The sequence below is a fragment of the Segatella baroniae B14 genome (genome assembly GCF_022024235.1).
Lineage (GTDB): Bacteria > Bacteroidota > Bacteroidia > Bacteroidales > Bacteroidaceae > Prevotella > Prevotella bryantii.
The window spans coordinates 1350263-1370920 of sequence record NZ_CP091799.1; the positions used below are offsets into that span (position 1 = coordinate 1350263).

General features: G+C 39.5%; 19 protein-coding genes. 8 read left to right on the forward strand and 11 right to left on the reverse strand.

What is annotated here, in order from left to right; translation table 11 throughout:
• Positions 1–97 precede the first annotated feature (97 nt).
• The gene (locus L6469_RS05720) at positions 98–1018 is read left to right on the forward strand and encodes a hypothetical protein (protein WP_006281800.1); all 921 of its coding nucleotides are present in this window, start codon (positions 98–100) and stop codon (positions 1016–1018) included.
• A 92-nt stretch (positions 1019–1110) separates the two neighbouring features.
• Here L6469_RS05720 and L6469_RS05725 read toward each other — a convergent pair whose 3' ends face one another.
• Positions 1111–1626 carry a histidine phosphatase family protein gene (locus L6469_RS05725; RefSeq protein WP_006281799.1) on the reverse strand — a complete coding sequence of 172 codons (516 nt, stop codon included), beginning with the start codon at positions 1624–1626 and terminating at the stop codon, positions 1111–1113.
• Positions 1627–1680: 54 nt separating this feature from the next.
• Between L6469_RS05725 and L6469_RS05730 the strand changes: the two genes are divergently transcribed.
• Positions 1681–2361 (forward strand): HdeD family acid-resistance protein, encoded by a 681-nt coding sequence (locus L6469_RS05730; RefSeq protein WP_006281798.1) that lies wholly within the window; start codon positions 1681–1683, stop codon positions 2359–2361.
• A 71-nt stretch (positions 2362–2432) separates the two neighbouring features.
• Here L6469_RS05730 and udk read toward each other — a convergent pair whose 3' ends face one another.
• The 3 genes from udk to L6469_RS05745 are packed head-to-tail and all read right to left on the reverse strand — an operon-like array spanning position 2433 to position 4714.
• Complete coding sequence (udk, locus tag L6469_RS05735; protein ID WP_006281797.1) at positions 2433–3059, reverse strand: uridine kinase; 627 nt, start codon at positions 3057–3059, stop codon at positions 2433–2435.
• A 27-nt stretch (positions 3060–3086) separates the two neighbouring features.
• Positions 3087–3668, reverse strand: a complete 582-nt coding sequence (locus L6469_RS05740; RefSeq protein WP_027452961.1) for a uracil-DNA glycosylase family protein — start codon at positions 3666–3668, stop codon at positions 3087–3089.
• A gap of 11 nt (positions 3669–3679) precedes the next feature.
• Positions 3680–4714, reverse strand: coding sequence for an endonuclease/exonuclease/phosphatase family protein (locus L6469_RS05745; RefSeq protein ID WP_006281795.1), 1035 nt, complete (start codon positions 4712–4714; stop codon positions 3680–3682).
• 200 nt (positions 4715–4914) lie between these two features.
• On the opposite strand from L6469_RS05745, the gene L6469_RS05750 reads away from it, so the two are divergent.
• From L6469_RS05750 to L6469_RS05770, 5 genes are all read left to right on the forward strand, one after another.
• On the forward strand, positions 4915–7464 hold the full coding sequence (locus L6469_RS05750) for a TonB-dependent receptor (protein ID WP_006281794.1): 2550 nt from the start codon (positions 4915–4917) through the stop codon (positions 7462–7464).
• Positions 7465–7475: 11 nt separating this feature from the next.
• Positions 7476–8330, forward strand: a complete 855-nt coding sequence (locus L6469_RS05755) for a DUF5689 domain-containing protein (protein ID WP_006281793.1) — start codon at positions 7476–7478, stop codon at positions 8328–8330.
• Between the two features lie 26 nt (positions 8331–8356).
• Positions 8357–9673 (forward strand): hypothetical protein, encoded by a 1317-nt coding sequence (locus L6469_RS05760; protein WP_006281792.1) that lies wholly within the window; start codon positions 8357–8359, stop codon positions 9671–9673.
• Between the two features lie 109 nt (positions 9674–9782).
• The gene (locus tag L6469_RS05765) at positions 9783–10034 is read left to right on the forward strand and encodes a type B 50S ribosomal protein L31 (protein WP_006281791.1); all 252 of its coding nucleotides are present in this window, start codon (positions 9783–9785) and stop codon (positions 10032–10034) included.
• A gap of 130 nt (positions 10035–10164) precedes the next feature.
• Entirely contained in the window at positions 10165–11067 is a 903-nt protein-coding gene (locus L6469_RS05770; protein ID WP_039869858.1) for a DNA/RNA non-specific endonuclease, read from the forward strand.
• A 273-nt stretch (positions 11068–11340) separates the two neighbouring features.
• Here the strand turns inward: L6469_RS05770 and L6469_RS05775 are convergent, their stop codons facing one another.
• Both L6469_RS05775 and L6469_RS05780 read right to left on the reverse strand, forming a co-directional pair.
• Entirely contained in the window at positions 11341–11940 is a 600-nt protein-coding gene (locus L6469_RS05775) for a hypothetical protein (protein WP_006281789.1), read from the reverse strand.
• 136 nt (positions 11941–12076) lie between these two features.
• Positions 12077–12661, reverse strand: coding sequence for a hypothetical protein (locus L6469_RS05780; protein WP_006281788.1), 585 nt, complete (start codon positions 12659–12661; stop codon positions 12077–12079).
• 235 nt (positions 12662–12896) lie between these two features.
• Between L6469_RS05780 and L6469_RS05785 the strand changes: the two genes are divergently transcribed.
• Positions 12897–13451 (forward strand): glutathione peroxidase, encoded by a 555-nt coding sequence (locus L6469_RS05785; protein WP_006281787.1) that lies wholly within the window; start codon positions 12897–12899, stop codon positions 13449–13451.
• 85 nt (positions 13452–13536) lie between these two features.
• On the opposite strand, the gene mfd is transcribed toward L6469_RS05785, so the two are convergent.
• From mfd to L6469_RS05810, 5 genes are all read right to left on the reverse strand, one after another.
• A complete protein-coding gene (gene mfd / locus L6469_RS05790) occupies positions 13537–16989 on the reverse strand; it encodes a transcription-repair coupling factor (protein WP_006281786.1) in 3453 nt (1150 codons plus the stop codon).
• A gap of 2 nt (positions 16990–16991) precedes the next feature.
• Positions 16992–17738: a polyprenol monophosphomannose synthase gene (locus L6469_RS05795; RefSeq protein WP_006281785.1), complete on the reverse strand. Its 747-nt coding sequence runs from the start codon at positions 17736–17738 to the stop codon at positions 16992–16994.
• Between the two features lie 67 nt (positions 17739–17805).
• Positions 17806–18564, reverse strand: coding sequence for a lysophospholipid acyltransferase family protein (locus L6469_RS05800; RefSeq protein WP_027452971.1), 759 nt, complete (start codon positions 18562–18564; stop codon positions 17806–17808).
• A 36-nt stretch (positions 18565–18600) separates the two neighbouring features.
• Complete coding sequence (locus tag L6469_RS05805) at positions 18601–19794, reverse strand: metallophosphoesterase (protein ID WP_039869854.1); 1194 nt, start codon at positions 19792–19794, stop codon at positions 18601–18603.
• A gap of 45 nt (positions 19795–19839) precedes the next feature.
• The gene (locus L6469_RS05810) at positions 19840–20652 is read right to left on the reverse strand and encodes a vitamin B12 dependent-methionine synthase activation domain-containing protein (RefSeq protein WP_006281782.1); all 813 of its coding nucleotides are present in this window, start codon (positions 20650–20652) and stop codon (positions 19840–19842) included.
• Positions 20653–20658 lie beyond the last annotated feature (6 nt).

The following is a 20658-nucleotide window of genomic DNA, read 5'->3' on the forward strand; positions in this document are numbered from 1 at the left end:
TCCCTTATCGATTTAGGGATATTCCCCCCATAATACTAAACAGACTGCATATCTTTGCATCAGGATAAAATAATAGAAACAATTAAATCTCACGAATATGAAAAAGATGATTATAGCCTTGATAGCACTGTTGACCATAACAGTTTCTGCTAGCGCCATGAGTTACAATCAGGCACGTGACGAAGCATTATTCTTAACTGATAAGATGGCATATGAACTTAATCTGACTGATGAGCAGTACGAAGCTGCCTATGAAATCAATCTGGATTATCTGATGAGCATCGATAGCTACGACAATCTTTTTGGTGTATATTGGAATCAGCGAAATTTAGATTTGCAATATGTATTACTCGACTGGCAGTATCGCGCTTTCCTCAATTGCCTATACTTCTATCGCCCTATTTATTGGGATGGCGGTTATTGGCACTTCAGAATTTACGCACGATATCCACATCGTAACTACTTCTACTTTGGTCGTCCAAGAGTCTATGTCGCTTATCGCGGTGGACACAGTTGGCGACATAATGGAGGACGTTCTTGGTATGCTAACCGTACCTGGAGACATCACGACAGAATCACCCATGTTGGCATGAGAGATGGATGGAATAATGGTAAATACGGACGTGGACAACACTTTGATACACGTGACCATATCAGTACGAATCGTAATAGTAGAAGTAATGCAAACCGTTCGTTCGGAGGATTAACGAACAATAATAATCGGAGTAATCCGTCTTTAGATAACAGAAATGGACGATTTGGCAATCGTGAAAGTAGCACAAGGTCTACTGTTACTAGAGGTATCGAGCGCAATACTAACCGTAATTACGGAAACTTTAGTAACCGCTCTAATGAAAATCGTTCTAATGCAAATCGCTCCTTTGGCGGTTCTACGGTAAGAAGCGGTTCATTCGGAGGAAGTAGAGTTAACAGCAATATCGGTAGTAGTCGCTCTTCTAGCGAAAGTTCAAGCAAGGGTCACACTGAGAGATCAAGCTTGGGCGGCGGACACAGATAAGATATAAGGTTAAAAAGACGAAATAGGATAATTGAAGAAGACATCTTGCAGATTAAATTCAGCAAGGTGTCTTCTTGATTAATAAGCCAATGCTATAAAATGAGAATACGTACTTCTGCATTGGTCATCGGTTTAATTTCATTCATCGGCTTTTTGTAGTAGACGCTTTGAATAGCTTTGTTGATAATGCCATGGCCTACAGCTAACACGACTTTATCAGGATAAGTTGTTTTAATATAGGTCAGAAAATTGGTAGCTCGAGATTTCAGACGGGGTATACTTTCTATATCCTCTGGCCATTCCTCTGGTTTGACATTTTGCAAATTAGGAATGTACTTACCCGTGAAACTTCCCCAATCTCGCTCACGCAATAGTGGTATCTGCTCTACCTGAGCATGGTGAGGAGCTGCTATGATTTCACACGTTTGCACAGAGCGATGTAAGTCACTAGAGACAAATACATCGATTTCCTTGTCTGCCATCTGATGGCTCACAGATTCAGCCTGAGCTATTCCATTTTCATTAAGTTCGCCTGGGGTTTGCCCTTGCATAACATGGTTGGCATTGTCATAAGTCTCACCATGCCTTACTAGATATAATGTTGTCATAATTCGTTTAATATCTTAAATAATTTATTATCTTTGCAGAAAAATATATTTTCTATGAAAGCATTACAAAGTTCATATTTTCGAAGTATTTGTGCTATTATCGTGGGTATTCTGCTTATTCAATATCGCCAAGAAATGATGCACTGGCTCATGATAGCTATCGGTATTATCTTCCTCATCTCCGGTTTGATTTCGGTCGTTTCTTATTACAGCGCTATCAAACATCAAGATGAAGATATACAGGTATTCGACAGCAATGGCAAATTGATCATCAACAGAAAACCTACCTTTCCTATAGTAGGCATCGGCAGTCTCGTGTTAGGTGGTATTCTCACGGTTATGCCTAGTACATTTATTATCGGACTGATGTACATTCTAGCATCTATTCTCATCTTAGGTGCCATTAACATGTTTGCCAACCTTGCTTCTGCCAATAAGTTCGCTCAAATCGGTCTTTTCTGGTGGATTATACCTAGCATCATTCTTCTAATAGGCATCTTTATTATGGTTAATCCGCTGGAATCTGCAGAGACTCCATTGGTAATCATCGGATGGAGTATGCTGCTTTATGGGGTTATCGAATGTATCAACGCCATCAAAATACATCAGATAAAGAGAACTTTAGCTAATCAGCATGCAACACCAACCACGACATCTTCTGCTGAAGATACCCATACAAATTCTAACCGTGAGCAGAAGACCAACGAAGAACTATCAGAAAAAGATTTCGAGTAGATATAGAATTAACGTTATACCAACTCACCATTACAAAGAGCGCCCTCTTGTATTGAGGGCGCTCTTCTTTTTTATATTGCAGGAACCAGTCCTTCGATATATTTACATAGTATACCTATACCTTTACTATTCTCACCTCCCTGAGGGATTATCAAATCGGCATAGCGCTTGGTTGGCTCAATAAACTGTTCATGCATCGGTTTGAGCACCTGTAAATAGCGTTCTACAACCATACTAACAGTGCGGCCACGATCTATCGTATCTCGCTGAATATTACGAATAAGGCGTTCATCAGGATCGCAATCTACAAATATCTTGAGATCCATGATTTCACGTAATTTCTTATTCAAAAGAGTCATAATACCTTCTATAATAATAACTGGCTTTGGCTCTACATGGATAGTTTCAGGAAGACGATTACACTGCAAATATGAATATGTAGGCTGCTCTATCGCATGTCCAAGACGGAGTTCATTGATTTGCTTGGTCAATAACTTCCAGTCGAAGGCATCTGGATGATCAAAATTAATAGCGTGACGCTCCTCTTCTGTCATATGTGTCGTATCATTGTAATACGAATCAAGTGGAACTACTGCTACATAATGTGGAGGCAAAGCCTCTACTATCTTTTTCACGACAGTAGTCTTGCCACTACCAGTTCCACCTGCAATTCCAATAATAGTTACATTATCTTCCATTCTCTATTTATTGATTATTTTTTTGTGTTACTTCAGCAGATCATCAAACATACGCTGATAATATTCTGCCTTTTTCTCGGTTGCCATCGGATAAGCCCTACTACTGCTTGGCATGCGATACAAACGCAGAGACCTACCTTCAAACTGAAATTCAACATAACTGCCCATTTTCATTTTCTTGGCAGCTGTTATACCATAATGTTCTGTAAATATTTGGGTTGCCAGCTGACCTGCTGTCAATACACCTCTACAATCGGGTAAAGCGCGAAGCATGCTGTCTAAATCAGCTGGCTCAACAATTTCCAAATCTTTATCGGATGCGGTTCCTTTAGTACGACGAATACGAAGAGCTGTATCAAAAATAGCAACTCGCTTCTCTTCAAGGAACGTTTTTATTTTTTCGAGCGCAAAACGCTTTTCACCTGGAACGATAAAATGCTGTTTGTCGTCAAAAAAACAAATGCCGAAGATTCGCCACATATCATTCATGAAGTTGGGATAATACCAATCCATACACCACCGCTTGGGTGAAGGTGGGAATGTACCCAACATCAATAACCGAGCATTCTTAGGTAGCCACGGTTCAAAGGGATGGGTCTCTATCGGCATTTCTGTAGACATTACTTCTTCTCCTTCAAAAGATAGACTACTGTTGGGAGGTGATCGCTATAACCATTAAGCCAAACACCACCTGCTGTAGTACGCTTTGGCGAACCTTTATACTTTCCTTCTGTCTGGAACATATAATCACGACGGAAAATCTGATTCTTCCAATATTTTAGTGTAGAATAATCCTTGCTACCGTTCTGATTGATCAAAGTTGGGCTCAGAATAATCTGATCGAAAAGGTTCCAGGCACCTTGATAACTTAATGTACCAGTGCCAGACTGATGTACATTATACCAAGGATTGAACATCTCGTCAGCCTTTACCTTATTAATATTTTCCTTAGCAGCCAACTCTTTATACATGCTCGCATCTTCAGGATCATCATTCATATCGCCCATCACGATAACCTTGCAGGTAGGATCTTCACGAAGCAAAGAGTCTTTAACAACTTTTATCTGGCGTGCACCACTCTCACGATAGAAACTGGCACTGAAACGACTTGGTAAATGACATACAATAATCGTAACATGCTCATTCGCCAAAGTTCCACTTACAGTAAGGAAGCCACGGGTGTAAAAAGCACTGTCTTTTTTTAATTCCTGAACATAAGGAACTAATTTTACATTTCTTACTTGAAATAACTGAGGATTATACAATAAGGCACAATCGATACCTCGACGATCTGGTCCCTCAATATGCACAAAGTTGAAACCACGCTTTGCCAAAGCTGGCTGAGCTACTAAATCTTTAAGCACATTATCGTTTTCTACTTCAGCAAGACCAATCGCAGCACATCCTACAGGAATTACATCTGTTCCCATTTCAGAAAGTACCTGAGCCATATTCTTCAATTTATTCGAATATTTAAGACCATTCCAGCCCTTGGCAGGTAAATACTCATAGTCATTCTTGCCTTCATCATGACAAGTATCAAACAAGTTTTCTTGATTATAGAAACCGATAGCATAACCTACAAACGATTTCTGAGCAGATACAGTGAGGCAGGCCATAAACCAAGCTGCCAACAAAAGAATATTCTTTTTCATTAATGCTAAAAATGTTTATCCAAAATTTTAACCTTACTAACTTCCTTAACTTACATATGATGAAAGTATTCTGCAAATATCGTGATTTAATTTGATATAAAAGCCAAAACAACTGAAAAATTTAACTAAAAACACTTCCTTTTTTAAAATATATTTCGTTACTTTGCACAGAAAAGTATAATTTTTATTAAATTTAGAATATGCAAAACAAGGTAAAGATTGCTGTGATGGCTCTCTGCTACACCCCTATTGCGCTTGCTCAAAACACTAATAATACAGAGCAAAAGCAAGCCCAGGGTCTAGATGAGCAGGCATTCACTTTCACCGAAGCACAATTGGGAGAGGACGAGAATATGTCACAAAACGTGACCATTCTAAATTCCAGCACTAATCTATTCGCATCTCAGGCTGGTTATTTGTTTTCTCCTATGCGTTATCGCTATCGTGCTTTAAACCAGAAGTACAATCAGGTTTATGCGAACGGTGCTCCATTGAACGACATGGAATCAGGACAATTCAGATTCTCTAATGTGGGTGGTTTAAATCGCTTCACTCGCAATGTAGAATTTGCTCTTCCATTTGAAAGCAACAATTTTGGTCTTAACAGTCTAGCTGGAAGTAATAATTATGACTTCCGTGCGGGTGCTATGCAAGAAGGTCACTTTGTTTCGATTGCTGCTGCTAATCGCAACTATACGGCGCGTGGCATGTATACTTATGCTTCTGGTTTCAACCCTAGAGGTTGGGCTTTTGCCGGAGGTGTAACCTATCGCTGGGCTAAACAGGGCTATGTCGAGGGTACGTTCTACAACTCACTTTCTTATTTCTTTGGAGTTCAGAAAATGTGGAAGAATGGTCATAGCCTTTCTTTCTCTACTTGGGGTAATCCTACCGAGCGCGCTTCACAGGGTGCTTCTACTGACGAAATGTATTGGCTCGCTAATGACAATCAGTACAACCCTTACTGGGGCTATCAGAACGGACATAAACGTAATTCTCGCGTTATCAACGATTTCGCTCCTTCTGCTATTCTTACTTGGGACTGGAACATTGACAACAATACCAAACTGGTAACAAGTCTCTTTGGTAAATATAGCATGTATAAGGGTACACGCTTGAATTACAATAATAGTGAAAATCCACAGCCTGACTATTGGAAAGCTCTTCCTTCTAGTTATTATGATGTATGGGGAGGCAACAATATCGGCAATGATTATAACCAGTGGCTTTCTGCGTACAACTTCTTTACGTTGTCAAAGGCTAATCGTCAAATCAACTGGGATAAATTATACTATGCTAACCAGTCTGCAGCTGCTACTGGTCAGGATGCTTTGTATTATGTGGAGGCAAAACATAATGATGCCTTCAATATGACCTTGGCATCTACTCTGACCAAACATGATACCAAGCACTCTGTATGGAATTTGGGTATTATCGGACAGACCAACAATGATCGCCATTACAAAACAATGGACGATCTTCTCGGTGCAACGTCATTCCACAATGTAAACAGCTATGCGTTAGGTAACTACTCTGCTCTAAGCGATCAATATCAATACGACTTGAACACTATGGGTGCTGACCGTAAAGGCGCTTTAGTACAGGAAGGTGATGTTTTCGGTTACGATTACAGAATCTACAACAACAAAGCAACTCTTTGGAGCAGTTATACTTCTAATGTAGGTCGAGTACAGTTGATGGTTTCTGGTAAAACAAGTTTCCAAACCATGCAGCGCAACGGTGCGATGCGTAACGGTATGTTTGCCGATAACTCATACGGTAAAAGTGGTGTAGCTCGCTTCTGGGAAGGCGGCGGTAAAGGTCGTATCACTTATGATGCAGGTAAAGGCCACGTTCTTGCTTTGGGCATAGGCTACGAGTGGAACGCTCCTACAGCAAACACCGCTTTCGCTGCTCCTGAAATGAATAATGACTTCGTAAACAACTTGAAAGACGAGCATGTATTCAGCAGCGAATTTAGTTATCAGTATAAGGGCAGTTGGTTGCAGGCTAATATTAATGGCTATTACAACCGTCTTGACCACGTAACTGAATGGCAGAATTTCTACTACGATGATATTAATTCATTCTCATATCTTTCTATGACTGGTATCGAGAAAGAATATTATGGTGTAGAACTCGGTTTGAAAGTAAAACTAACTTCATTCCTTGATTTGAAGGGATTAGGTACTATAAGCGAGGCTAAGTATATCAATAATGCCAATGGCATCTACTTAAACTCTATCGAGGGTAAATACGTTACTGAGACTGTATACAACAAGGGTTATCGCGATAACGGTACTCCTCTTACTATGGGTAGCGCAGGTTTGAGCTTCCACCAGAATGGCTGGTATATCGACCTTAATGCCAACTGGTATGATGCCATCTACTTGTCTTATGCGCCAAATATGCTTTATGGTGGCACGATGTCTAAGATGGGGTATGTCGATAATGATGGTAACTACATAATACCAGAACAGTATAGAGGTCATGGTGGCTGGATGGTTGACGGAAGTATCGGCAAGAGTATCCGCCTGAAGAAGGGTTCATTGAACTTTAATCTGATGGTCAGCAACATCCTGAACAATACTCACCTTGTAACAGGTGGTTATGTACAGAGCCGAAGCGACTACACCATTAATACTACTACCAATACTACCAAAGCTCGCGTTTACAGCTTCTCTAAGAACCCTAAGAAGTTCTATGCATGGGGTACTAATGGTATGTTCCAGATATCTTATAGATTCTAAAAAAGACAACAATGAAAAAATTAAAATATTTAGCATTGGCGCTCGCAGGGGTTATCTTTGCTTCGTGTATGGGAAGCAGCTATGCAGACCCAACCTTGGATGAATCACCTTATGGCGATAATAGCATTGAGACAACTAATCTGGTTACAATTGCTCAACTGAAAGCCAAATATAAGAATAAGATTACCGGTAATTCATATACCACGATTTCTGAAGATATGCAAATCAAAGGTATTGTAACGGGTAATGACCGTGGTGGTAATATCTATCAGGAGATTTCTATCCAGGACGAAACTGGCGCTCTTCTCGTATGTGTTTCAGCTAGTGGTCTCTATGGCTACTTACCTGAAGGCCAGGAAGTCATCATCGACTTAAAAGATTTAATTATCGGTGGCTATGGTGGTCAGGCTGAAGTTGGTGGTATTTATACCAATACGAGCACTGGCGCCAAAGGCGTAGGTCGCATGGACCGCTATACTTGGGAAAAGCACTACAAGCTTGTAGGTGAACCTGATACTACCAAACTGAACAGTCTGAAAGAAGATTTTGATGTTTCAAAGCTATCTGATGCATCCTATATTTTCGACAATGCAGGAAAGCTGATGACGATCAAGGGCGTTACTTTCAAGGATGCTAACGGAAAGAATGTTTATGCTCCAAACGATGGTAGTGTATCACTGACATCAAACTGTGCTAACCGTGCGTTTACAGGATACAACTCTAGTAATTTGTGTTTACGCACCAGTACTTATGCAGACTTTGCGAACGATATCATCAAATCTGGAACATGTGATGTAACTGGTATCTTCACCATTTACAACTCAACTTGGCAGATTCTTGCTCGCGACCTAAATGATATTAAATAACAGATTAGAAAAAAAAGAAATCAAATATGAAAAAATTAGTTTATTCAGCAATAGCATTAGCTGTTAGCGTACTTTCTCTCACTAGTTGTGAAGATGTACCAGCTCCTTATACATTGCCAACTGACAGCGAAAATACTGAGATTAAAGTAGCACCTAAGGGTTCTGGTACTGCAGAAGATCCATTCAATGTTGTCGCTCTCGATAGCTTAATGGATAATGAATTCGATGCAAACGCTACTTACTATGTAAAGGGTATCGTATCTCAAGTAGGTACTTTTAATGAGTCTTATGGTAATATCACCTATTATATTAAAGATGAAGAGGCCTCAACTACATTCTATGTTTATCGCGGTCTTGGCCTTGGCGGTGAAAAATTCACTTCTGAAAGTGATATTGCAATTGGAGATTCTGTAGTAGTTGCAGGTAACGTTACTATTTACAATGGTACAAAAGAATTTGTCAAAAACAAGAGCCATATCGTATACTTAAACGGTAAGACTGCTTCTAATAGTGGTACATCAACAGCAGAACCTACAGGTACAGGAACAGAGACAGACCCTTATAATGTAGCAGCCGTTCTCAAACTCTACGAAAATAATAGCTACGATTCTAATAAGGAAGTTTACGTAAAGGGTATTGTGGCTAAAGTTGGCAGCATCGATACAGGAAGCTATGGTAATGCTACCTACTATATCTCAGACGATGGTACTTCTACTAACGATTTTGAGATTTACCGTGGTTACTACTTGAATGGTGACAAGTTTACATCAGCAGACCAGTTGAAAGTTGGTCAGACTGTAGTGGTTTGTGGTAAACTGACAGAGTATAACTCTACTAAGGAAATGGCTCAGGGTAGCAAGTTGATCTCTATTGAAGGTGAAGGTACAACTTCAGGCTCTGACGAAACAACTACTGGAGAAAACATTACTATTTCTGGTACAACAGTTAACTTAATCAACAATGCTGTAACAGCAGGCACAACTAGCACTACTATCGACTTAAGCACTCTTGGTTTGACAAACGGAAGTGTAATAAGTAGTACTATCACTATGCCTGACGAAGCAACTGTTACTTTCGATAAAGGAACAAACAGTAATGCTCCAACTTACTACGACAAGACAAAAGGTGTTCGCGTATACGCTAACAATACCATTACCATTACAGGAAAGTCTACTATCGCTAAAGTCGTATTTACTTGCGATTCAAACAGTGGAACTGATTATGTAGGTAACACCACCGCAACAGTTACATTCAATGGCAACACAGCCGTTTACACTAATGCTAGTGAAAATGCAGGAACACAACTTCGCGTACAGACTATTACAATCTATTACGCAAACTAAAAAGGAAAATAATTCCTAAAATATTTGGCGAGTTGCAAAATTCTTCGTAATTTTGCAACTCGTTACGTATAGTGACATTATTATTAATAAATAAATATTTTAGATTAAAATGAAAAAAGGTATTCATCCAGCAGACTATCGTCCCGTCGTATTCAAGGATATGTCCAACGGCGATATGTTCCTTACATGTTCTACATGCAAGACTAATGACACTGTAGAATTTGAAGGCGAAACTTACCCAGTGGTTAAGATCGAAATCTCAAGCTCTTCTCACCCATTCTATACAGGTAAGAGCAAGCTTGTTGATACAGCAGGTCGTGTTGACCGCTTCATGAACCGTTACGGTAAGCTGAAGAAGTAAATATATCCTTTATAAGTATATATTAAGTCAAGAGGGTACGTTCGAGCGTAGTTGCATATGCGGTCGGTCGTACCCTTTATCGTTTTAAACGAAATTTCAATAGGTAATTCTATATAACTAAACTTCACTTATGCACACAATTAAATCTTTATTTTTAGCCATGGGCGTATTAGCTCTGGTTGCTTGCGGCAGTAGTAATGACGATAATTCAACATCTACATCTGGGCCTTCCGCTTCTAATGTAAATGCCAACATACCAACAGCAAGCATGAAATATATTGGCGATTTAGAGTTTCCGAAGGTAAAAGGAGGTAATAGCATTATCATCAGCCACCTTGATGGCGATTCTCTCAACTACTCCATAGAATGGGACACCGAAAAGAAATCCAACCGATGGTCTTGCTATAAAATGTATTGGAGTAACCGACTCTCACGTACCACACGCTATTATGGTAGCCCACAGTATCCATCCGATCCTGACATGAACAGTAGCTATCAATATAGCGTTGATAACGATCCGTTTGGGGATATTAAGTATGACCATGGCCATCTTTGTCCCTCTGCTGATCGTTTGAATTCAGCAAATTCCAACTACCAAACCTTCTATCTTACCAACATGCAGCCACAAGCTCACTCGTTCAACGCTGGTATCTGGAATGATATGGAAAGCTTAATTCGTTCATGGATTACAGTTAATTCCAGTCATTCTGATACGTTATATGTTTGCAAAGGTGGTACTATTGACAAGTCAACAGATATATTCACGACGACAAGCAAAGGGCTTCTTGTGCCAAGATATTATTTTTCTGCTGTATTGATGAAGAACTCTTCTGGCTATAAAGCTATTGGCTTTTGGTTCGACCAAACTGTTTCAGCATCTAAGCAGGGAACTCTTGCAAGCCATGTCGTAAATATCGATACTCTGGAAGAAAAAACCGGCATAGACTTCTTCTGTAACTTGCCTGATGACACAGAAGAACATGTAGAATCTCTTGCTGTAGAGAATATTCTAAGAGCCTGGAAACTTAACTGATAAGTATATATCGACTCAAGACACCATACGAAGAAAAAAGGGCAACCTCACGGCTGCCCTTTTTTTTACTCTCTAACTTGAATAAATACTACTTTAAAAATTAATTCCTTAAATTGTCATTACTACTTCTTGAATTTTATGCCCTTACGAGCATTCTTTTCTATTTATACTTGTGCCAATTTTACACAAAAGGCATGCAGTAATACTCGCTTTACATCTCTAACTTAACACGTTTCTGCAATAATATATCTCGTTTTTTGACCCCTAATATTTTTATTTCGTTTTGCTCATGGCGACACCCTTTACCATTACAGTATTGGCTTTTCCACCATAGCTACGTCCATTTCCCAGACGATTACTCTTAGCATGAGCACTCTGATAGGTTAAATCAAACTCATCATACTCTTGTACCCCTTTGATAGCAGTCATCGTTCCCCAGAACCGACTTCTATCCAACCTGAAGTCATCATAATATATCACCATGCTGACATGATCTGCAAAGTCTATATAAACATGACCATCTTGGTTAATATACCATGTAAACTTACGCGTTTTATAAGGCTCCTCTGCTAAAGTAAAAGTATACTCAGTACCTATACCCGAAGCCTGATTCTTGCTACGCTGAAAAGTATAATCTACATAGAAGCTATCAGCATAAGCGATACCACCCTCTGTATATTTAGCAATTAATGTACTCGACCACTGACCTTCAATATATTCAGCCATCGCTAACATATCATCAGAGACATAGTCATCATAATACCCATGATGATTTCTTGGATACCATTCATTAGTATAATTATCACAGCCTACTATTGTTAGTGCCAACAGCCCTAAAACAATCCATACTCGATATGATTTCAACTGTTTCATAACTAATGCTTACTAAATGTTTCTTTTAACGAGAGCAAAGATACGACAAAGTTTCCACCTATATGGGGGAAATTTCCCTACCACTTTGGGGAAAATCCCTATTTGTAATAGGAATACCCCCAGCTAAAATTCGTAATTACTTGCTTTTCAGCGCATTAAGTGAATCCTTATCAAAAAAGAGTTTTCCCTTTTTCATTAGAACACCTTCTTCTGAACCAGCTCTTGTACGATTTGACTTTGCCCAATTATAATAGGTATCATAATAGTCGTCATAATAAGAATTAAAATCTCTGTCAGACATGAAACTCAAGTTGAAATAGATATCTCTATGGGTACCATCATCGATATAACCTTCGAAATGATAATCATCCAGAGTATAATCATAGATTATCGCTCTTGTTCCATCTTCGTAATAAAGGTAGGCTGTCTGATTGCGAACTTCCCAATCAAATCGACCATACCCCCGTCGATTACCGATTACGTCAATTTCTACTCCTGTGCCCTTCGTTGCTGTCTGACGATCGAACCGGAAAATCGTAAGATATTGATCATTACCTACAGGATAGCCCAAGTCATCATAATAGGTACTTTGAAGGGTTCCACCCCAAATACCCTGCAATGTGTCAGACATAGCCATATCCTCCATTCTATCACAAGAAGTGAATGCCAATGCACTTAACATAACCAGTGCAATACTGAATATAGAAGTAAACTTTTTCATAATTTCATCCCTTTATTTATGATTCATTTTTATAACACAAAGGTACATAAATAAACCGATTGGTAAAAAGAAAATCCCCATTCTTGAAAAGGAATTTACGATACGAGAATAGGGAATTCCCTACGATCCATTTTTTTTGTAATTTCTGTACTTTTGTTATCGCTAATCAGAAAATAATGCTATCTTTGCAATTACATTTACTCAAATCGAATCTAAATATATTTTATACAAGAAAATGAGAACAGTTTACGAATTCTCTGTAAAAGACAGAAAAGGTAAAGATGTATCACTCAAAGAGTACGCTAATGAAGTGCTTTTAATCGTCAACACAGCAACAAAATGCGGTTTTACACCTCAGTACGAAGAACTCGAAAAGCTTTATGAGAAATACCATGCTCAAGGTTTTGAAATCCTTGATTTTCCATGTAACCAATTTGGACAGCAAGCTCCTGGTACAGACGAAAGTATTCACAAATTCTGCAAATTGACTTACGGTACAGAATTTCCTCGTTTCAAGAAGATTAAAGTGAATGGCAATGATGCAGCTCCGCTTTATAAGTTTCTTACAGAAACCAAGGGTTTTGCAGGTTGGGACGAAAGTCATCCTATCTACCCTATTCTCGACAAGATGCTGACTGAATCTGACCCTAATTATAAAGAGAATCCTTCTATCAAATGGAATTTCACCAAGTTCCTCACCAATAAGAAAGGTCAGGTTGTCGCTCGATTCGAACCTACAGAAAGTATTGACAATATCGCAAAACAGATAGAAGAACTGCTTACTGCATAAGTATCAGATACAATAAAAAATGAATCGCCGAATAGAATGCTAATTATCTATTCGGCGATTTTCATATCTGACTTTTGAAGCAGAGTTACTTTTTCGCATCCGCTTGATCAATACTTTCCAACAATCCTGTGGCTTGACCTATGCTATTTACCTTATCAATCATCATCATGCGCTTACCTTTTATCTCCTTGAAGTGACACTTTCTTGGATTAGAAGCTACATAATTGAGTACTCGATCAAAACTCATACTCTTGTAGTAAGCACTTTGCGTATTCGAAACAAACTGTAATTGCATCATACCCTGTTTTAGGATAATCTTCTCGCATCCTAAGTGCTTACCAAGTCTACGCAAACGTACCACTTGCATGAGCTCTTCACCTTCATGAGGAACAGGACCGAAACGGTCTATTAAGCGCTTCTTATATTCTTCCAAAGCCAGATCATCCTCTATCCTATCCAGTTCACGATACAAGAGCATACGTTCACTACTTCCTGGAACATAATTATCAGGGAAATACATTTCCAGATCACTTTCCAATGCACAGTCGTCTACGAAATCATCTCCCGATATCTTATCATTGCCACCTGCTATCTCATCAGAATACAGGTCCTGAAATTCATCATTCTTCAACTCTGTAATAGCCTGGTTCAAAATCTTCTGATAAGTTTCATAACCTAAATCAGCCATAAATCCGCTTTGCTCAGAACCTAACAAATTACCTGCACCACGGATATCAAGATCTTGCATAGCTAAATTGAAACCACTACCTAATTCAGAGAATGTTTCCAGTGCCTCCAATCGACGACGAGCATCTACACTCAGTACACTCTTAGGTGGGGCGAGCAGATAACAGAAAGCTTTTCGGTTACTTCTACCTACACGACCTCTCATCTGATGCAAATCAGATAAACCGAAATGATGAGCCTCATTAATGATAATCGTATTGGCATTGGAAATATCGATACCGTTAGCCACGATAGTGGTTGAAAGCAAAACATCATAATCATAATTCATGAAACCCATCAAGATTTCCTCCAGTTCATCGGGTTTCATTTGTCCATGACCTATTGCTATTCGAGCATCGGGCACATATTTATGGATAAGATTGGCTATTTCCTGCAAATTGCTGATACGATTATTGACGAAATAGACCTGTCCATTTCTACTCATTTCGAAATTGATAGCATCTGCTATAACCTCATGACCATAAGTCGTCAATTCGGTATGAATAGGATATCGGTTTGGTGGTGGAGTGCGCATGATGCTCATATCGCGAGCCCCCATCAATGAGAACTGCAACGTACGAGGTATTGGAGTCGCCGACATCGTCAACGTATCAACATTCGTTTTGATCTTACGAAGTTTTTCTTTTGTTGATACACCAAACTTCTGTTCTTCATCGATAATTAACAGTCCTAAATCGTGCCACTTAACATTCTTACCTATCAGTTTATGAGTACCGATGATAATATCAACCTTACCCGACTCCAGATTTTCCAGAACAGCCTTGGTAGCTTTCGTAGACCGTGCTCTTGAAAGATACTCAATGGTAACCGGAAAACCTTCCAAACGCTTTTTAAACGACTGATAATGCTGATAAGCCAATACCGTAGTAGGAACCAACACAGCTACCTGCTTACCATCGCACGCAGCCTTGAAAGCTGCTCGCATAGCAACTTCAGTCTTGCCAAAACCGACATCGCCACAGACAAGTCTGTCCATCGGACGATCCTTTTCCATATCAGCCTTTACTTCTTGCGTGGCCTTAGACTGGTCTGGCGTATCCTCATAAAGGAAACTCGCCTCCAACTCATGTTGCATATAGCCATCCTTAGAATAAGCAAAGCCTTTTTCACGTTTACGCTTAGCATAGAGTTTGATAAGGTCTCGGGCAATATCCTTGATCTTCTTCTTTGCCTTCTCCTTCATCCTATCCCAAGCACCAGTTCCGAGGGTTGAAAGACGTGGCGGCTCACCCGTTTCACTACTTCGATACTTGCTTATTTTGTATAGACTATGAATAGAGACATCTACTTTATCATTATTCTTGTAGATAATACGAATCATCTCCTGATAGCTATTACCTACCGGAACACGAACGAGACCGCCAAACTTACCTATACCCAAATCGACATGCACGATAAAGTCACCTGGCTCCATTTCCTGTAGTTCCTTCATCGTTAGGGCCATTTTACCGGCACGAGCAGCATCACTCCTAAGGTTATATTTATGGAAGCGATCGAAAATCTGATGGTCAGTAAAGAAACACATCTTAAGATCGTCATCAGCGAACCCCGAATGTATCGTCTTATCAACCGGTTCAAAGACAATACTCTTAGCTCGAGGATTATCCATATCTGCGAAAATATCCTTCAAACGCTGCGTCTGTTTGGCACTATCAGCGAGAATATAGATATGATATCCCTTAAGAATATAGTCTTCCAAATTTTGAACAAGCAGGTCAAAGTTTTTATGGGTCAAAAGTTGGGGTGTAGTATGAAACTGTAGAGTTGCTCTAGAAGATACTTCTTGAGCATCAGCATCCTGACGCCTCATTACCTCTGCTGCATTGGGCCCGAATTCTACACGCTGAAACGCTACGACATCTCTCAGGAAAGTACTAGCCGTGACCAGATTATTATCCTTTTGCATATCACGTATGATTTGGGCTTGTTCTTGTTCTGTTGCCCCCTCCATACGCTCTGTCATGGCCTGAGAAGAAAAACCTTCTTGATAAGTATTATCTATTGTATCATGCACATACGATAGATTTTTCATAACCAGAATACTATCCTCTGGAAGGAATTTGAGAAACGAGACTTTTTCCGTTTGCGATTGAGCTAGTTCCGGTACAATTTCGATTTCAGTTTTTCTGTCTTTAGACAACTGATCTTCCACCTCGAAAGTACGTATGGTATCTATTTCATTACCAAAGAAGTCTATACGAAATGGATACTCGCAACTATATGAATAGACATCTATAATACTGCCTCGCACAGCGAACTGGCCAGGCTCATATACATAATCATTTTCCTCAAATCCGAATGATCTCAATTGCTGCTCAAGCTCAGACAATACACACGTCTGCCCTGCTTTAAGTTTTATAATATGATCATCCAACCGCTTTTTAGAAACGACCAGCTCTGCTATTGCCTCTGGGTATGAAACGACAAACAAAGCATCAGCAGAAGAAGCACTTAACTTGGCGAGAACTTCCGTTCGCAAAATTTCATTACCGCTATCACGTTGTCCATATTTGACAGCACGACGATAACTTGAAGGAAAGAACAACACCTGCTCCTGCCCCATAATCTGAGTAAGATCGTGATAGAAATAACCAGCCTCATCATTATCATCAAGTACGAACACCACCGTACGCTTCAGTCTTGACGCAATTGATGAAAAAAGAAGCGGAACAGAAGAAGCAACAAGGCCCTCTAGAAAAAGTGACTTGATCGACTTCTTCTTAAATAAATCAACTAAGGCAGACGCCTGGGGCAGTCTGCCATAAAGTTTTTGTAATTCTTGTATTGACAAAATTATTCTTTAATTTTTGGATATTTACGGAACCATCCGTCAAGACGCAAACGCATTACTCCAAAGAAAGCCTCTCCAAAAATACCTCCACTCATCTTGCTGGTACCTTCTCGACGATTAACAAAGATAACAGGTACTTCCTTAATCTTGAAGCCAATCTTGTAGGATGTAAATTTCATTTCTATTTGGAATGCATAACCCTTAAAGCGAACGAGGTCTAAAGGTATAGTCTGCAATACTCTGCGCTTATAACATACAAATCCTGCGGTAGTATCATGCACCTTAAATCCTGTTACTATTTGTACGTATCGACTAGCAAAATAGCTCATCAACACACGCCCGATAGGCCAGTTGACAACATTAACACCACTGACATAACGAGAGCCGACAGCTACATCATTACCGTCATCATGGCATGCAGCATACAGTCTTGGCAAGTCATGAGGATCATGGCTAAAATCGGCATCCATCTCGAAAACATATTCATATTTCCGCTCTAAAGCCCACTTAAAACCAGTAATATAAGCTGTACCCAAACCTAACTTACCACTTCTCTCAATGATAAATAATCTGTCGGAAAATTCCGTTTTCATCAAATGATGTACAATCTGTGCTGTTCCGTCAGGACTGCCATCATCTATAACCAAGATATGGAAAGGCTTATTCAGACCAAAAACAGCCCGAATAATTTTTTCTATATTTTCTTTCTCATTATAAGTTGGTATAATTACGATACTATCGCTTTCCATTTTTTCTCTATATAATTAATATAACCTATATATTTCGTTGAATGCAAAGATAAGTATTTTCCCTCAATTATTGATCGGGATTTTCAACAAATCCTTGATATTTAGGTTCAAGTGCTGACATAATAACCTCATAACTCTTATCCATCTGGTTTTTTATATTATCAGCTCCCTTTCCTATAGGTTCTATGGGTTCATGTATTGTCAGCTTCATCGGATGCCAGAAAACCCAAAAGAGATCTTTCATTCGGGGCTTAATATTGAAACTGCCATTAATAGTCAGTGGGCACACTGGAAGCTGAAGTTCATCAGCCAGCATAAAGGCTCCTCTTCGAAATACACCCATGTGTCCTGTAAATGTTCTTGCCCCTTCAGGGAATACCACCAGCGACATGCCTTCTTTCAGAACTGACTCTGCCTGCTCATACGATTTTCTGATTTTCTTTGGACCACTCTTGTCCAAAAAGATATGATGAGCATACTCACAAGCCACACCGACCAATGGTATTTTACGAATAGCTTTTTTCATCATCCACTTGAAGTTTCGATTCAAAAAACCATAAATCAGGAATATGTCAAATGCACCTTGATGATTGGCTACAAAAACGTAACTTTGATTTTCAACAAGATGCTCTCTTCCTTCCACTTTTACCGGGATAAACAGTAATTTTACCACAAGCCAAGACCAAATTTTTCCTGGATAATATCCCCAAAAATGTCCATCACCCAACCAACATCCGATACACGTAGACAGAGATGTCAAGATACAGAGGACAAGAAAAATGGGTAGAAAAATGAATAACTGATAAAGCCGATATAAATATTTCATCATTAAGGAACTACTGATTATTATAAATTCGTTATACTACTTTTTCAATCGATGCAATGTGATTACTGCGATTTCAGGAGTCGTTCCTAAACGAATAGGTACAAGTCCTCCTAATCCTGCTGTCACATAAAGATATTTACCTTCTAACTGATGCAAACCATAATCTTCCTTATAAGATAGCATCGTTGGACGCATTCCGAAAAGACTGATTTGACCGGCATGCGTATGCCCACTAAGGGTAAGCTGCGGTACTGGTATACCCTGTCCATGAACCAAATGGTCTTCCCAATAGAGAGGATTATGCTGAAGGGTTATCACAAAAGCCTGTTGTGGAATTCCAGCATAAGTCTTTACTCGATTCACATAATTGGTAGTATCATCTGCTTCTTTTGCTTCCCACTCTTCACCTGCAATAAACAAGGAATCTTTTCCTCGCTTAATGATACGATGTTCATTGAGCAACAGATCCCACCCCAAACTTCTCTGCAAAGCTTCATGTTTCTGTACACGAGCATCCATCTCTTTACGAGGACCTCGCATATAGTCACTATAATCATGGTTTCCCATTATGCTCATCACCTTTGTATGTCCCCCATTGGTTAATTCTTTATACCAATCAGAGTGATATGTAATTTCTTCTGGTGCTACATTCTGCAAGTCACCAGTAAATACTATAAGGTCTGCATGTTGAGCTTTAATACTGTCAATATCTCTACGCAAACAGTTATCCATATTGTGATTAAAAGTGCCCACGTGAGAATCGCTGAAATGAACAATCTTATACCCTTCAAACGATGCTGGTAATTGTTCAAAGTATAAATCGATATGTTTTACCTCCAAGCGACGAGGTCCTATTGTTAAGCCATATAGAAATGCTCCTGCTGCCACAACGGCCAGAACAGGTCCTATCAGATTACCACGATTCTTTTGGGTATGGTGGAACTTACAATGTTGCCAACCCAAGAATGAGCAAACAGCCATAACAAACTTTGGCACAAGTAATATTCCAACAAGAAAAAGATAAACATTGAGCCAACGCACATCTTGAGGAGCAAAAGCTTTAATGCTCGCTAACCCTATCGTATAAGCTATCATCAGAATACCGGGCATCCACCACAATAATCTTTTCCATCCAGACATACCTTTGCGATAACGCAAATAATGCATATCATAATATAAGTCTGAGAAGACTATCATTAGAAGTATCGGTATAAATATTTTAGCTATCACTACTATTTATTTTTAAATTATAGATTACAAGAATAACTGACTATCTTAACGCTTCAGAAGACTTGCCTGAAGAAACTTTCGTACCAATTCTACAGGCAGGCCTCTACGATGCGCATAATCTCGGAGTTGATCTTCTCCGATTTTTCCTAAATCAAAATATCGCGATAAGGGATGTGCAAACATAAACCCGCTAACGCTAGCATGCGGGGTCATCATGCCATTCTCTGTCAACCGGATTCCAACTTGCTTCATATCCAACAGTTTATCCAGTATAAAGTTTACGCTTGTATCTGGCAGTGAAGGATATCCAATAGCCGGACGAATACCCTGATATTCTTCATTATGTGTCTGTTGCATCGTCAACTGTTCATCAGGTGCATACCCCCAATAATGACGCCTTACCTCTTCATGCATTTTCTCAGCTGTACCCTCAGCCAAACGGTCACAGAGTACCTGATGCATCATCTTGAGATAAGCATCATCATCATTACCCTTTTGCAGTTCCAGAGATACCGTTGTACAGAATAAGCCTACTACATCTTTCTTGCCCATGGACAAGGGATATACAAAGTCTGCCAAACAGAGATTGGGTTCTCCCTTACGTTGCGGACGCTGCTGTCTTAACATAGGAATCCTCTCCCCTCCTACGATCAAATCATCACCATCACTATTAGCCGGCAATAATTCGAAAAGGGCATACGTATGATAATGCCCCTCCCAAGAAGCTAAAATTCGTTCAGCATCAGCCTGCAATTTATCCTTTTCAGCCTGAGGTTTACCCGTCAAATTCCAGGCATGAAAAAAATAAATCCAGTTGATATAAGGAACAATATCCGATATGTTATATTCTAATTTCAAAATAGG